The 14,942-nt window shown below is 60.4% G+C and carries 15 protein-coding genes and 1 pseudogene; 7 read left to right on the top strand and 9 right to left on the bottom strand.

Going from position 1 to position 14,942, the window contains the following annotated elements:
- A pseudogene (locus CCD76_RS17670) lies at positions 1–160 on the bottom strand (protein-export chaperone SecB); the annotation flags it as partial.
- Between the two features lies 1 nt (position 161).
- Entirely contained in the window at positions 162–380 is a 219-nt protein-coding gene (locus tag CCD76_RS17675) for a rhodanese-like domain-containing protein (RefSeq protein ID WP_087720796.1), read from the bottom strand.
- Between the two features lie 20 nt (positions 381–400).
- On the opposite strand from CCD76_RS17675, the gene CCD76_RS17680 reads away from it, so the two are divergent.
- Entirely contained in the window at positions 401–715 is a 315-nt protein-coding gene (locus CCD76_RS17680; protein ID WP_256961368.1) for a hypothetical protein, read from the top strand.
- Between the two features lie 132 nt (positions 716–847).
- Here CCD76_RS17680 and CCD76_RS17685 read toward each other — a convergent pair whose 3' ends face one another.
- From CCD76_RS17685 to CCD76_RS20100, 6 genes are all read right to left on the bottom strand, one after another.
- Positions 848–2,128 carry an amidase gene (locus tag CCD76_RS17685; protein ID WP_087720807.1) on the bottom strand — a complete coding sequence of 427 codons (1,281 nt, stop codon included), beginning with the start codon at positions 2,126–2,128 and terminating at the stop codon, positions 848–850.
- Entirely contained in the window at positions 2,125–3,363 is a 1,239-nt protein-coding gene (locus CCD76_RS17690) for a hydantoinase/carbamoylase family amidase (RefSeq protein ID WP_087720809.1), read from the bottom strand. Before CCD76_RS17690 ends, CCD76_RS17685 begins: the two co-directional genes overlap by 4 nt.
- A gap of 53 nt (positions 3,364–3,416) precedes the next feature.
- Positions 3,417–4,427, bottom strand: coding sequence for an ABC transporter ATP-binding protein (locus CCD76_RS17695; protein ID WP_087720811.1), 1,011 nt, complete (start codon positions 4,425–4,427; stop codon positions 3,417–3,419).
- 12 nt (positions 4,428–4,439) lie between these two features.
- Positions 4,440–5,516, bottom strand: a complete 1,077-nt coding sequence (locus CCD76_RS17700) for an ABC transporter ATP-binding protein (protein ID WP_087720813.1) — start codon at positions 5,514–5,516, stop codon at positions 4,440–4,442.
- Between the two features lie 81 nt (positions 5,517–5,597).
- A complete protein-coding gene (locus tag CCD76_RS17705; RefSeq protein WP_179208960.1) occupies positions 5,598–7,016 on the bottom strand; it encodes an amidase in 1,419 nt (472 codons plus the stop codon).
- Complete coding sequence (locus CCD76_RS20100; RefSeq protein ID WP_179208961.1) at positions 7,000–7,236, bottom strand: hypothetical protein; 237 nt, start codon at positions 7,234–7,236, stop codon at positions 7,000–7,002. The genes CCD76_RS17705 and CCD76_RS20100 overlap by 17 nt, the downstream gene beginning before the upstream one ends.
- Positions 7,237–8,114: 878 nt before the next feature.
- Between CCD76_RS20100 and CCD76_RS17710 the strand changes: the two genes are divergently transcribed.
- From CCD76_RS17710 to CCD76_RS17735, 6 genes are all read left to right on the top strand, one after another.
- Positions 8,115–9,560: an ABC transporter substrate-binding protein gene (locus CCD76_RS17710; RefSeq protein WP_256961369.1), complete on the top strand. Its 1,446-nt coding sequence runs from the start codon at positions 8,115–8,117 to the stop codon at positions 9,558–9,560.
- A gap of 69 nt (positions 9,561–9,629) precedes the next feature.
- Positions 9,630–10,580, top strand: coding sequence for an ABC transporter permease (locus CCD76_RS17715; RefSeq protein WP_087720819.1), 951 nt, complete (start codon positions 9,630–9,632; stop codon positions 10,578–10,580).
- An 18-nt stretch (positions 10,581–10,598) separates the two neighbouring features.
- Positions 10,599–11,555 carry an ABC transporter permease gene (locus tag CCD76_RS17720; protein WP_256961370.1) on the top strand — a complete coding sequence of 319 codons (957 nt, stop codon included), beginning with the start codon at positions 10,599–10,601 and terminating at the stop codon, positions 11,553–11,555.
- Between the two features lie 19 nt (positions 11,556–11,574).
- Positions 11,575–12,573, top strand: coding sequence for an asparaginase (locus tag CCD76_RS17725; RefSeq protein ID WP_087720823.1), 999 nt, complete (start codon positions 11,575–11,577; stop codon positions 12,571–12,573).
- A 20-nt stretch (positions 12,574–12,593) separates the two neighbouring features.
- Complete coding sequence (locus CCD76_RS17730) at positions 12,594–12,794, top strand: hypothetical protein (RefSeq protein WP_143543319.1); 201 nt, start codon at positions 12,594–12,596, stop codon at positions 12,792–12,794.
- Positions 12,791–14,212, top strand: a complete 1,422-nt coding sequence (locus tag CCD76_RS17735) for an amidase (RefSeq protein WP_087720826.1) — start codon at positions 12,791–12,793, stop codon at positions 14,210–14,212. The genes CCD76_RS17730 and CCD76_RS17735 overlap by 4 nt, the downstream gene beginning before the upstream one ends.
- Positions 14,213–14,253: 41 nt before the next feature.
- Here the strand turns inward: CCD76_RS17735 and CCD76_RS17740 are convergent.
- Positions 14,254–14,942 (bottom strand): 16S rRNA (uracil(1498)-N(3))-methyltransferase (locus tag CCD76_RS17740; RefSeq protein WP_087720828.1); only part of this gene is annotated, 689 nt, incomplete at its 5' end.

Raw genomic sequence — 14,942 nt, forward strand, 5'->3', positions numbered from 1 at the left:
CCGTCGCGCCATCTTCGTTGTTGGAGACCTGTGCGGTGACCTTGACCACGACCTCGTAAAGGTCCTGCCCCACCGACTGGCTGCCGGTGTCCAGATCGAGGCCCACCTTGGGCTTGAACGGCTGCTGGAACACGCTCGGCGCATTGGGCGATTGCATCGATTCAGCGCTTGACCACCGGCAGGTTGTCGGCCTGCCACTGGGCCATGCCGCCCTTGAGCTTGTAGACACGGGAGAAGCCGGCCTGGCTCAGCTCGGTGACTGCGGCCCCGGCGGCCTGCCCCTGTTTACAGACCACGATGACCGGTTTGTCCTTGAACTTGTCGAGCTGGGTAAGGCGCTCCTTGAGGCGCGCCTGGGGAAAATTCTTGGCACCGGCGATACGACCAGGGCGGCCAGGGCATGGCGCCGATGCCCCGCGACTACCTGCGTCAGTTCCGTGATGTCTACGAAGGTACGCTGTTGCTGGCGGGCAGTCTCGATCAGGCCGAGGCCGAGAAACTGGTCAACGAAGGCACCATCGACCTGCCGGTGTTCGGGCGTCCGTTTACCTCGAACCCGGATCTGGTCGAGCGGATGCAGAACGGCTGGCCGCTGGCGGAGTTCGATCCAGACACCTTCTATGGCGGCGATGCATGCGGCTATATCGACTTCCCGATCTATCCCGAGGAACAGGCGCGGCTGGAGAGAGAAAAGATGATTCGAGAGAAGTCCTGAACGCGTCGCCCGCTCAACCAGGTCCGCCCGCTGCGCATCGTGCCTCGACGAGGCCGTCGTTCGGCCATCCAATAACGTCGGCCTTCAGTCGAGCCACGACGGTACTACCGGAACTTGGCGATACGATGGCGATCAGTCAACAAAACGCGGACATGGGGGCACAAGCGCCAATTTGGCGCTCACGTCCGCGGCGATTGCCAGCAGTTGGCGATCGCCATACCGCTGACCAACCAGTTGCAAACCTAGCGGTAAGCCATCGGCGTTCATGGTCAATGGCAAAGCCACACAAGGAACATGCAGTGCCGTCCACAAGCGATTGAAGACGGAATCTCCCGTTGAAGCGAGTGTGGCCGGTGCCGCGCCAGGTGCTGGAGGCGTGATTAATGCATCGATGTCAGCGAACAGATCGTCGAGACGGAGCCTTGCATCATCAAGGCGACGACGTGCCGTCAGTTCGTCGGCAGGCGTAATAGCCAAGCCTTGCCGCACCAGCCGCCTTATCTCATCGCTCAGTGCTCCTCGATGCAGCAGCCATTCGGGACGTAGCGAACGCGCGGCATCTACCGCCATGATCCGGGCGTGATCTTCGAAGAGCGAGGCAAACGATGCCGGCAGTTCGACCGTCGTGGCATCCAAAGCCTGGGCGGCTTTCTCGATCGCCATTTGCATGTCTTTATCGGCCCGATGCCATCTTGGTGTACGACATAAGCCCAATCTAGGTCGAGTCGTTAGCTTGGCTGCGTTCTCCCCGCTCAGTACCTCATCCAGTAGTGCCAGATCCTCCACGGAGCGAGCATACCAGCCCAGTGTGTCGAAACTCTCCGACAGCGGCTTGATACCGCGCCGACCAATGCGATTGAACGTCGGTTTGAAACCGAAAATTCCACAAAAGCTAGCAGGTCGAATGGTCGAGCCACCAGTCTGGGTTCCAAAAGCGAGCGGAAAGAAGCCGGCCGCTACACCGGCGGCGGATCCACTGGACGATCCGCCGGGCGTGTGGCTCAGCCGATGAGGATTACGCGTTATCGTAGGACGAGCGTAGGCGAACTCAGTGGTGCGCGTTTTGCCCACGACAATGGCACCCGCCACCCGTGCCAGCTCCACGCAGGTAGCATCTGTCATGGGCAGATGATCGGCATAGAGCGATGAGTCGCAGGCCGTCGGTAACCCGGCGACGTCGATGATGTCCTTGACTCCGATAGGAACGCCGGCCAAGGCCCGGGCATCGTCGGGCGCGATTGCCGCTGCCTCGGCCACGACTTGCTCGCGTTGCCAGTTGGCAAGTGCCTGTACCTTGGACTCATAGCGGTCAATGGTAGCCAAGCAGTTGTTCATCCATGCGGCTGGCGTCGACAAGCCTGCTACAAAACGATGGTGAGCGGTGGTTGCATCCCAGGGAGTCTCTTCGGTCATGGCAGTTGCTTGTCCAATATCAATAGGCTTTCAGCGATCGCCTGGGCACCGGCAGCAACATGCTCGGGCTCGGCATTTTCCGCCTCGTTGTGGCTGATCCCCTTTTCACACGGTATGAATAACATGCCGGTAGGGCAGCGCTGAGGAAAGAAGCGACAGTCGTGACCCGCGCCGGAATAGATATGGCGCCATGGCTGGCCACTGCTTCGCACGGCAGCCTCGATTGCTTCGAATACCGGTCCCTCGAATAGAACCGGGGGCTCGTTGACCACCTCGTTCACGCTCACCCGGCAATGGGCCGCCGCTTCCGCCGCCAACGGCGCCACGCGGTCGCCCAGGTTTTTCAGTGTCTCGACATCGGAATAGCGAAAATCGACGCCGAAGGTAACCCGGCCGGGCACCACCGACCACGCATTGGGAAAGAGTTCGAAATGACCAATGGTGAAACGGATCGCATCGTCACCATCCCAGAACAGCGCATGCAATGCGTTGATGATGGCGATGGCATCGACCAATGCGTCCTGACGCAGACCACGCGGCGTGGTACCGGAATGATCTTCCTTGCCGATGACTTCGATCAGAAAGCGCCGCATGCCCTGCATGCCGGTCACCACGCCTAACACCTCGCCTCCGGATTCCAACAACGGCCCTTGCTCGATGTGCGCTTCCAGCAATGCCGCGAACGGAGTCCCCAGCTCACGCCGTTCGGCGTCGGGAAAGCAGGACCAGAGCTGAGTGATTGCCTCACCCATGCTGATGCCATCACGGTCGCGCGTTGCCTTGGCCATGTCCAATGGCTTTACTCCGGCGTAGACACCGGATCCCATGCATCCGGGTACGAAACGCGAACCTTCCTCGTTGTTCCAGATCACACACTCCAATGCATGATGCGTAACGATGTCAGCGTCATCGATCGCTTCCAGCGACTCGAAGGCCGCCAGTACGCCGAAGATGCCGTCGAAACGACCTCCGGTTGGTTGGGAGTCGGAATGCGAGCCGCTGACTATTGGCGGTAATGACGGATCGCTGCCTTCACGGCGAATGAACAGATTACCGACATCGTCCATCAACAAGCGAAAGCCTCGACGTTTGGCGATGTCCGCCAGTTGACGATGAACACCGATGTCATTGTCATCCAACGCAAGCCGGCATACGCCGCCCTTGGGCGTAGCTCCCAGTCGAGCCATCGCTTCGATGCGCCCCCACAGGCGCTGGCCATCAATGGTCACGGGCATAAATGACTCCTGTCGTGAGCGAATTTCGGAATCCCATGGGTAAACCGTAGGGGTCACTTCGGACTATGGGCCGTAGCTGATCGCGGTGATCGACTATCCTCCAACACGCAGCGTGACATATGGCCGGGTGCTGGCGAACGCGGCTCGGGCACGCCCTGAACGCAAGCCTCGTGAGCATGCGGACAGCGCGGAGCAAAGCCGCAGATACCCAACGGCGAGGAGAGATTCGGAGGCGCACCAGGAATGGCATTGAGCCGCTTACCCCGCAATCCAGCATGCACGGTGGAACTGAGCAAACCCTGGGTGTAGGGGTGACGGGGATCTCGCACGACATCACGCAACTTGCCATATTCCACTATCTGCCCGGCGTACATCACGGCAACCTTGGCCCCAATCTCGACCGCGACACCAACATCGTGAGTAACGAAGATTACGCTCAGTCCCAGTTCCTTCTGCAACTGCTTGAGCAGCAAGATAATCTGGATCTGCACCGTGGCGTCCAACGCCGTGGTCGGTTCATCGGCCAGCAATAACTTGGGATTGCAGCTCAGCGCCAGCGCAATCATGACACGCTGGCGCATACCACCGGACATCTCATGGGGGTAGGCATTCAGACGCTCGGCGGCCGATGGAATGCGTACCAGATCGAGCAGGTCCTTGGCACGGGCCAATGCTGCGGTTTGAGATACGCCTTCGTGACGCACGATCATCTCGCTGATCTGGACGCCAACCTTGTAGACCGGATCCAGAGAGGTCGAAGGCTCCTGGAAGATCATCGAGATCTCGGCTCCCCGCAGACGGCGCAGCTGGCGTTCGCTGCAGCTCAGCATCGAGGTACCGTCGAACTGAATCTCACCGGAATAACGGGTCTTTTTAGGCGGATGCAGTTTCATCAGCGAGCGCAGGGTCACACTCTTGCCACTGCCGGACTCGCCCAACAGCACCATGGTTTCGCCGGGTTGCACATCAAAACTGACGCCGTTGACGGCATAGACCTCACGCTCACGCGAGGCAAAAGTGACGTTCAGATCGCGCACCGACAGCAGTGACGAGGGGGGTGTCATAGAAATCTCTCCTCAGGCCACGTAGCGCTTGGCTTGGCTGTGTCCGGAACCGTCGACCAGCATGTGGCAGGCCACCTGCGTACCGATCTGCCCCGGAGCTAATGCCGGCATTTTCTCGGCACAAACCGTTTCGGCATGTGGGCACCGCGTGCGGAAGCGGCAGCCGGACGGCGGGTTGATCGGGTTGGGGGGATCACCACTGATCGGCAGGGCCTCGGTCAGATGATCGGGATCCATCGAGGGGCGCGCCGACAGTAGCGCCTGAGTATAGGGGTGTTGCGGGTTATCGTAGATCTTGTCGACCGGCCCGATTTCGACGATCTGGCCGAGGTACATCACCAGAATACGATCGCTGATGTATTGCACCACATTGAGATCGTGACTGATGAAGATATAGGTCAACGACATCCTGCGCTTGAGATCCTCCAGCAGATTGAGCACTTGCGCCTCGACCGACTTGTCGAGAGCCGAGACCGCCTCGTCGAGGATCAGTAGCCGAGGCTCCAGTGCCAACGCCCGTGCGATGTTGATGCGCTGCCGCTGCCCGCCGGAAAGTTCATGCGGATAGCGCCGTGCATAGAGTTCGGGATCCAGCCCCACCGCCTCCAGCATGGCTTCCGCCTGCCTTGCCGCTTCGCGACTATCGATACCGCGAACCTTGCATCCGAAGGCAATGGTATCGCCGATCGTCATGCGGGGATTGAGCGACGCATTGCTGTCCTGAAAGACCATCTGGACCTGGCTGCGCATCGCCTTGACGCTAATGCCCTGGGCGCTGCCGACGGGAAGCCCGTCAAGCACGACCTCCCCGGCATCGGGTTCGACCAGGGACATCAGTAACTTGGCCAGCGTGGATTTGCCGCACCCCGATTCACCGACGATACCCAGTGTCTCCCCCTTGGCGACGCGGAAATCGAGGCCATCGACGGCACGCACGACGTCAACCCGGGCACGCCCCGGCAATCCCTTACGCTTCAGCGGGAAATGCTTCTTCAGTCGATTGACGATGAGCAGTGGCTGCGCCGGACCACCGACGTCACGTTTTGGGTCTCGTGTCGCGTTGCGAGCAATCTTGTCGTTATCATCCATCACGGTTTCCTGTCATGAGCGACGCATTGCGCATCTTGTCTTTGTCGAATGAAGTGCCGAATGAATTTCCGTCGTCAGACATCATAACGTTGGGTGCCGATCCTTCCACGGTGTGACGCGCTCGTAGGCACCGCCCAGCGCGAACAGTGTCGATTCGGCGAAGGGCCGAGCGGCAAGTTGCAGCCCGGCGGGCAGCCCGTTAGCCGTGAAGCCGCAAGGCACCGTCAACGCGGGCAGCCCCAGATAGTTGAAAGGGCGAGTGTTACGGGTGATACGGCCGACCATGGCCGGGATCCGTCCCGGATCACGCTCGTCGGTGTCGGCAATAGTCGGCACCTCGAAATTGAGTAACGGTGTCGCCAGCACATCGACTCGCGAGAAGACCTGGGTCACGAAGTCACGGACGACTGCACTGCGCACGGTCAGTGCATCGAGATAGACGGTAGCGGGTATGTGGAAGCCGGACTCCGTTCGCGAGTAGCCATGCCGTCCGTAATCCTCCGGTCTCTCACGCATCCAGCGGCTGTGGATGGCGGCGGCCTCCGACTTGGAGATCGCATTGGCGATGGCATCGTATTCGCCGGGATCCGGCACCTCAATGATATCCACCCGACAGCCTAGATCCTGCAGCGCCCGGCACGCTTCCTCAAACAGCGTGTCGACTTCGTCACTGACTCCGTCGCGAAAGTAGTTGGCCGGAATGCCGATGCGCATGCCGTTCACCGAACGACCCAGGCTGCGGATATAATCGGGCACCGCCAGGCGGCTGGTGGTGGCATCCTGAACGTCATGGCCCGCCACCAATGACATCATCAGGGCACAATCCGCCACGGTCCGGGTCAGCGGCCCGACGGTATCCAACGACCAGGCTCGCGGCATGGCACCGAAGCGACTCACCCTGCCCCAGGTCGGCTTGAGACCGGCAAGGCCATTGAACGATGCCGGCAGCCGGATCGAGCCGCCGGTGTCGGAGCCGATAGCTCCATAGATAGCGCCGGCCGCCGTGGCGGCCCCGGAACCACTCGAGGATCCCCCACTGATATGCGCGGGATTCCACGCATTGCGACAATGGCCAAAGTGCTCGTTGTGTCCCGTCGGGCCGGCTGCGAATTCAGAAAGGTTAAGGGCACCAACGTTGATCGCTCCCGCGTCGTCCAGCCGGCGCATTACGGTGGCAGTGGCCTTGGGTTCAACATCGGCCATGATCTTCGATGCCCCGGTCGCGCGCTTACCGAGACGCGCGAACATGTCCTTGTGAGCCAGTGGCACGCCAAACAACGGTGCTGTCGGCGTAGCCCGTCGCAATTGCCGATCCGCCTCTTCTGCAGCTTCTCGCGCGTCGTCGGCGTATACGTCGATGAAGGCATTGATGATCGGGCGCACGGCGCCAATACGTCGAAGCGACGCCTCGACGACCTCGCTTACCGACACTTCGCGCTGGCGGATCGCCAACGCGATCTCGGTCAGGCTCATCCAGTGCAACTCACTGCCTGCCATCATGCGGCTCCTCCTTCGGCAGCTGCGCGATGGATAGCTCTTCGAGTGCCGAGAGGAAGGCAAACGGATCGGCATAGAGATCACGATATCGCTCGATCAGGGGCGTGGCTTTTTGGAGAAGGGTATTGACCTCCATTGCCAACTGGGCCGCCCGTTCGGCATCGATTTCGGGAGATGCGAGCGCCTGACTCTGCGCCAATACAAACTCGGCGGTGATATACATTGTCGTCACCCTTTACCGTGGTCGGCCCGAGGCCGCTACGGTAAACGCTGCAATTATGATGCCAGCAACGAGCCCCAATACCACCTTCCAGATTTAAATCGCTAATCGAAATAGGGAAAACTCCGATTGCATATCGAACCATGCTGGGTTCTATATTCTTGTATTGGAAAGATATTCTTCGTGGTTTATGGGGAAAAATCGCCGCTAACCCGCGATTATCTAATCCTCTATCCTTATCAAAATCACAATGAAATCATCCTGCTGTTAGCTTAACTTTCACTTCAGAATATACAGACAGAATAGCATTTTCCGGTGCAAGGGAAGCATGTTCGCACCAACATGATGCATCATGCATCGCTGCGGATAACTCACTTCTGTCACGAGCCCCCTCCGACGACATTCATAGCGAAAAGCACAGGCTAAGCGGTAGCGTGAGAAATATTTATTGCATTAACTCTAACCCACTAAAAACCATAAAGTTATCCTATTACCAAGAGAGGAAATAGACGCATCAACGCCACCCATTGATGCTATCTGGCAAGCTTTTTGCTTCATCATTGTTGGTATCTTCTCCAGCTTGTTAACTCTAAGGCTGCGTGATGACGCCGACAAAGACGCCGGAATTCAGGAAAGTAATAACGACAAAGGCTACCGGCAATCACCGTGAACATAACCATCACAAGGGATTAGCGATGTCGCTCAAATTTTCACATTTATTGCCCAATACCTTGCGCACGGCGGCTTCCATCTTGGCGTTGAGTTGCACCAGTAACCTAGCCATTGCACAGGATTTATCGACCTTTAGAGTTGGCATGACGGCGGCGGATATTCCGTTAACGACCGGCAATCCCGACCAGGGTTTCGAGGGGTTTCGGTTCATGGGTTTGATGCTTTATGACTCCTTGGTGGAATGGGATCTTTCCAGCGCCGACAAGCCCTCTACCTTGATTCCGGGCCTGGCCACGGAGTGGTCGGTAGACCCCGATGACAAGACGAAGTGGACGTTCAAACTCCGCCAGGGCGTCAAGTTCCACGATGGCTCTGAATTCACAGCCGATGCGGTTGTATGGAACTTCGATAAGGTCAAGGATCCGGATTCACCACAGTATGACCCTCGCCAGGCCGGACTCGCAGCCGCTCGAATTCCGAGCATCGTCGCAGTGAACAAGATCGACGATTACACGGTGCAGATCGTCACCGATGTACCCAATGCCTTCGTCCCGTACCAGGTCAGCTACTGGATGATGTCCAGTCCGGCGCAGTTCGAGAAAGTCGGCGACTGGGAAGCCTTCGCTCAGGCGCCGTCCGGCACCGGGCCGTGGAAATTCGTCAGCATGCAGCCGCGCAAGCAGGTCACCATGGCGCGTAATCCCGACTACTGGGACCCGGATCGGGTGCCGGCTTCCGATCAGGTACAGCTGATACCCACCCCGGAAGCCTCGTCCCGCACCTCGGCGCTGTTGAGCGGCCAGGTGGACTGGATCGAAGCGCCCTCTCCCGATGCCATTCCGCAGCTGGAAGGCGCCGGCATGCAGATCGTCACCAACAGCTATCCGCACAATTGGGCAATTGCACCGAGCCGCGCCGCAGGCTCTCCCTGGAACGAGATCGATGTGCGCAAGGCGGCAAACCTGTGTATCGATCGCCAAGGTATCGATCAGTTGCTGGGGGGAATGAGCATTCCCGCCGAAGGGCATGTCACACCGGACAGCCCGTGGTTCGGCCAGCCTACCTTCAAGCTGGGCTACGAGCCCGACGATGCCCGCTCGCTGATGGAGCAGCACGGCTATACCCAGGATGCCCCACTGCACGTCAAGATCGCCATTTCCACAAGCGGATCCGGCCAGATGCAGCCGCTACCGATGTTCCAGTACATTCAGAGCACGCTGAATCAGTGCCACTTCGATGTCGAAGCGGAAGTCATGGAATGGAATGCGCTGCTGGCTCTGGCACGGCAGTCGGCCGAAGCCCCTGACAGCGTGGACAAGGGCATCAACGGCATCATCATCAGCCGTTCCTTGATGGACCCCTACAGTGCCTTTACCCGCCTCTTCGATTCCCATCGCGTGCCGCCCAACGGCTCCAACTGGGGCATGGTCAGCAATCCCGAGTACGACAAGTTGCTGAAAGCCGCGCGCGAGGAGTTCGATCCGGACAAGCAGGACAAGATTCTCAGCGAATTGCACGAGAAGGTGGTCGATAACGCCGAGTGGATCTGGGTCACCCATGACGTCAATCCCCGCGCGCTGGCGCCCAACCTCAAAGGGTTTGTCCAGGCCAAGAACTGGTTCCAGGATCTGACACCGGTCCATCTCGAGGAGTAAGGAAGCCCGGCCCATCGATACCGCTACGTCGGTATCGATGGGCTCAGCGACCTTGGGGAGTTGAATCCTATGTTTTCCTACATCTTGCGCCGAGTGCTCTACACCATTCCGATTGCCCTCGGCGTGACCGTGATCTGCTTTCTACTGGTACAGCTGGGGCCCGGCGATCCGATCAATGCCTTGCTGCCGGAAGAAGCGACCCAGGAAATGATCGATCAGGTCAAAGCCGAATACGGGCTGGACAAGCCGCTTCCGGTGCAATATGCCACCTGGCTGGGGCACGCGCTGACCGGTGATCTGGGCACATCTATCGCCACCGGCCGGTCGGTCAGCACCGAGATCTTTTCCGCGCTGGGGAACACCTTGATGCTGGCGTTCGGCGGTATGCTGGTCAGCTTTGTGGTGGGGCTGACACTCGGCAGCATTGCCGGCTCGAGGCAGGGGACCCTGTCCGACCGGGTGGTGACCGGTTTCGCCGTCACCGGTGTCAGTGTGCCCCACTACTGGATCGCCATCGTCCTGGTGGCCATCTTCGCCGTCGGTCTGCACTGGCTGCCCGCCATGGGAATGGGCCCACGTGGCTCGACGGGCTTCGCGCTTGACTGGGCCCACATACAGCATTTCGTGTTGCCCATTTTCGCCCTCTCTCTCATTCCGACCGGCATTATCGCGCGCTCGGTGCGCGGCTCCGTGTCGGAGACCTACGGTCAGGATTTCGTCCAGACGCTACGAGCCAAGGGAATGCCGGAACGTCAGGTCTTCGTGCACGTCGCCCGCAACGCCTGCAGCGCCGCGATTGCCGTCATGGGTCTGCAGATGGCGGAACTGCTGGGCGGGTCGATTCTCATCGAAACGGTCTTCGTATGGCCCGGAACCGGTCAATTGCTCAACAACGCCATCTTCATGCGCGACCTGCCGATCCTGCAGGGCACGATTCTGATCATGGCGTTGATTTTCGTCGCCACTAACCTGGTCGCGGACATCCTGCAAGCGCTGATCGACCCTCGTATTCGCCGCTGACATCTCCAGGAATCGCCTATGAATACCTCAACCCTAGACGCCCGGGACAAGTCTCGGATCGAGACAACGTCGACCGCATCAGCACTCATGGCCAACGAGGCTCAACTTTCGGGCAAACCGCCCAAGGGCTATTGGCACAACGTCGGCAACAAGCTACGCCATGACTGGGTCGCTCTGACGACAATGACGATCCTCGGGCTGATCGTGCTCGCTGCAATCTTCGCCCCTTGGATAACACCTCACGATCCCTATCAGGCAAGCATGCTTGACCGCCTGACGCCTCCCGCCTGGGCCAGTCGAGGTACCGCGGAATATCTGCTGGGTACCGACGAGCTGGGTCGCGACATTCTCACCCGCCTGATCTACGGCGCGCGCGTCACCCTGTTGATGAGTATCAGCCCCGTGCTGATGGCGCTGATGATCGGCGGCACGCTCGGGCTGATCGCCGGCTACGCCGGTGGCAAGATCAATATGTGCATCATGCGCCTAACCGATGTTTTCTATGCCTTCCCCTCGATCCTGCTGGCAGTCGCGATTTCTGGCGCCATGGGCGCTGGAATCGTCAACGGCGTATTCTCGTTGACGCTGATTTTCATACCACCACTGGCCCGTATCACCGAGAGTGTCACCACCAAGATTCGCAACGAGGACTACGTGCAGGCTGCCCGCGCCACCGGGGCCGGCACGCTGACGATCATTCGTGTCCACGTCCTGGGAAACGTGCTGGGGCCGGTCCTGATCTACGCCTCGAGCCTGCTCAGTGTCAGCATCGTGATCGCCTCCGGCCTGAGCTTTCTAGGTCTGGGCGTCAGCCCACCCATCGCCGACTGGGGGCTGATGCTCAACGCCCTGCGCGAGTCAATCTACGTGGCACCGATCAATGCGGCCCTGCCGGGCGTAATCATTTTCATCACCTGCATGTCCTTCAACCTGCTGTCGGACAGTCTGCGTTCGGCCATGGACGTCCGCCTGTGAACCACCGGAGACATCATTCATGACTCGTCCCCACGTTGCCCTGATCGGTACGGGCGGCACCATTTCGTCGCTGGGTCGGGATAGTCTCGACATTCTCGATTACGGCGCCAACAACCGTCGACTGGAAGCCAGCCAAATCGCTGTCAGAGTACCGGAACTGGCGCAAGTCGCCGAGGTGACGGTAGTCGACTACCGCGCCATTGTCAGTCCCGATATCGATGAAACCGATTGGCGCGCGCTGGTGGCGGAATGCCTTCGTCTCCAACAGACCCATGACGATCTCGCCGGTATCGTCATCACTCACGGCACCGCCACGCTGGAAGAAACAGCCTGGTGTCTCAGTCTGACGCTCCCGCTGGATATCCCGGTCATCGTCACCGGCGCTCAGCGGCCACTGAGCGCGCTATCGAGCGATGCGGGCATGAATCTGGTCAACGCGGTCCGTGCCGCCGGCAGCCCGGCGACCCGTAACGGCGGCGTCATGGTGCTGCTCAACGACGAACTACATGCGGCTCGCGAGGTGACCAAGACCAACACCACACGATTGCAGACCTTCCAGTCACCGATCAGCGGTCCGCTGGGCCATGTTGACGGCGAGCATGTGCAGCTATATCGCCAAGGGCTACGCCGTACGGCACCGAATACAGAGTTCTCGCTAGACACCATCGATCCTCTGCCGCGGGTCGATATCGCCTACAGCTACGCCGGCAGCGACGGCGCCGCGATTAGAGCTTTCGTCGCGGCCGGTGCCCGCGGCATCGTCGCGGCGGGATTCGCGCCCGGATTCGTCACCGGCGGGGAGCGAGCCGCGCTGATCGAAGCCGTCGACAAGGGCGTCGTCGTCGTGCAATCGACCCGTGCCGGCAGTGGCAACGTCTATCGCGGTCACCGTCTGCGCGAAGCCGGATTTCTGGTCGCCGACAATCTCAACCCGCAAAAGGCCAGGCTGCTGCTCGCCTTGGCGCTGGGTGTCACCCATGACCCGGCCGAGATCACCCGTATCTTTGCCGAATATTGACCGCTGCAGGAGCCTACATGATGTCTTCATCGCCTACCCTTCTGGAAACCGAGTTCGATGCCTGCCTGTCGCGTCACGGCATCACTATCTCCGCCGAACGCCGCGAGGCGATGTATCAAGCCTTTCTCGCTTTCCGCGACCTGATCTCCGCCAACCGCGAGGGGCTCACGCCGGACCAAGAACCGGCCTTCATTCATCCTGCGCCGGGAGAGACAGCATGATCGAGCTCGATGCCAAACCACTGACCATTGCCAGCGCCGGTCGTGCCTTTCGCGACGGATCGCTTTCACCGGTGACCCTCGCCGAGCACTGCCTGGCCCGTATCCGCCACTACGACGGCGCCCTCCATTCGGTGCTGCTCATCACCGAATCCTGCGCGCTAGAGGACGCCCAGCGGGCCGAGAGGGAGCTGGCCGACGGCATCGATCGCGGCCCTCTGCACGGCATTCCCTACGGTTTGAAAGACATCATCGATAGCGCCGGGATCCGTACCACCTGTCATTCGCAGCGCGATATAGATCGAGTTCCGGCCACCGACGCCGAGGTTGCCATTCGTCTGAGGAAAGCCGGCGGTGTGCTGCTGGGAAAGATGGCGACTCATGAATTCGCCATCGGTGGGCCTTCCTTCGATCTGCCCTTTCCGCCGGCCCGCAACCCCTGGAATACGGATCATTTTACCGGCGGCTCCTCCAGCGGCTCCGGCGCCGCCGTGGCGGCCGGTTTCATGCCTCTGGCGCTTGGCAGCGATACCGGTGGTTCCATTCGCCTTCCGGCCGCCTACTGCGGCCTGGCCGGACTAAAACCGACCTATGGGCGAGTCAGTCGGCGCGGTGTCGCCCCGCTGTCCTATTCACTTGATCACGTGGGACCACTGACCTGGACGGTGGAAGACTGCGCACTGTCGATGCAGATACTGGCGGGCTTCGATGCCGGCGACCCGGGTTCTGCTCGCGTCCCGGTGCCGGATTATCGACAAGCCCTGGATGGGAACATTCGAGGGCTGAAAGTCGGCTATCTGCGTCAATTCCACGCCCGGGATTGCGACGAGGAACTCATCCGCGGAATGGATACCGCGGTCGGACAACTAGCATCGTTGGGCGCGGAAATCATCGAAGTGAGTCTACCGGCGATGCGCCGTTTCCAGGCTGCGCAACAAGCCATTCTCGCTGCCGAAGGCTTCAGCATTCACGGGCCAGACCTGCGGGAACGGCCGGAAACCTATGGTCAGAATGCCTTCGAGCGCTTATGCATGGGCGCCTTCGTTACCGGGGCCGACTACATCGATGCCCAGCGTGCAGCGCGAGCGTTGATCGCCGCTGTCGAAACCGTGCTCGAAGATGTCGAAATCATCGCCTGTACCACCGTACCGGCCCCCGCACCACGCATCGAGGACGTCGAAGTCGTACCGTTTCGCAGCCAGCCGCCATTGACCGCCCCCTTCAACCTCACTGGCCACCCGGCCCTGTCGCTTTGCTGTGGTTACAGCGACACTGGCCTGCCACTGGCATTACAGCTGGTAGGACGTTACTTCGACGAAGCAACCGTACTGCGTGCGGGTCATGCTTACGAACAGGCTACGACGTGGCGAGATCGCAGGCCGGCTCTGCGTGATGCAAAGTGGACGGAGACAGTTGCCTGAGTCTTGGGAGGTATCGAAGAGATCCCCTTGTAAGTCCGTTGCTACAAATCCCCGAAATGGTGCTGCAGCAGCGTCAGCGCCACCACCGGGGCGGTTTCGGTACGCAGGATACGCGGCCCGAGGGTCAGCGGCTGGAAGCCGGCACTACGGGCCGCTTCGATCTCGGTGTCGCAGAGCCCGCCTTCCGGGCCGATCAGCAGAGCTGCCGAATCGACCGAAGCTGCCTGTTGCCAGCTATCGTCGGTAGCGGGATGCAGCACCAGCCTGAGGCTTTCGTCCCGTCCGGCCAGCCATTGTGCCAGCGTCTGCGGCGGATGAATCGGCGGTACGCTGGCGCGTCCGCACTGCTCACAGGCGCTGACCGCCACGCCCTGCCAATGCGCCAGCTTCTTGGCCTCGCGATCGCCCTTGAGACGCACGTCGCCATGTTCGACGTAGAGCGGAGTGATCGCCGCCACGCCGAGCTCGACGGACTTCTGGATAGCGTAGTCCATGCGATCGCCCTTGGAGATCGCCTGGCCCAGATGCACGCGCAACGGCGATTCCCCGCTACCCGCGCTCACCTGCTCGATGCGCGCGACGACTCGCTTGCGACCCACTTCGACCAGCGTCGCCTGCGCCTCGTGACCGGCACCATCGAACAGCGTCAGCGACGCGCCTTCGCGTAGCCGCAGCACCAGCGCCACGTGGCGAGCCGGGCCCTCGGGCAGAACGACATCGCCGCCAGCGA

Source organism: Salinicola salarius, assembly GCF_002179555.1.
Classification (GTDB): domain Bacteria; phylum Pseudomonadota; class Gammaproteobacteria; order Pseudomonadales; family Halomonadaceae; genus Salinicola; species Salinicola salarius_A.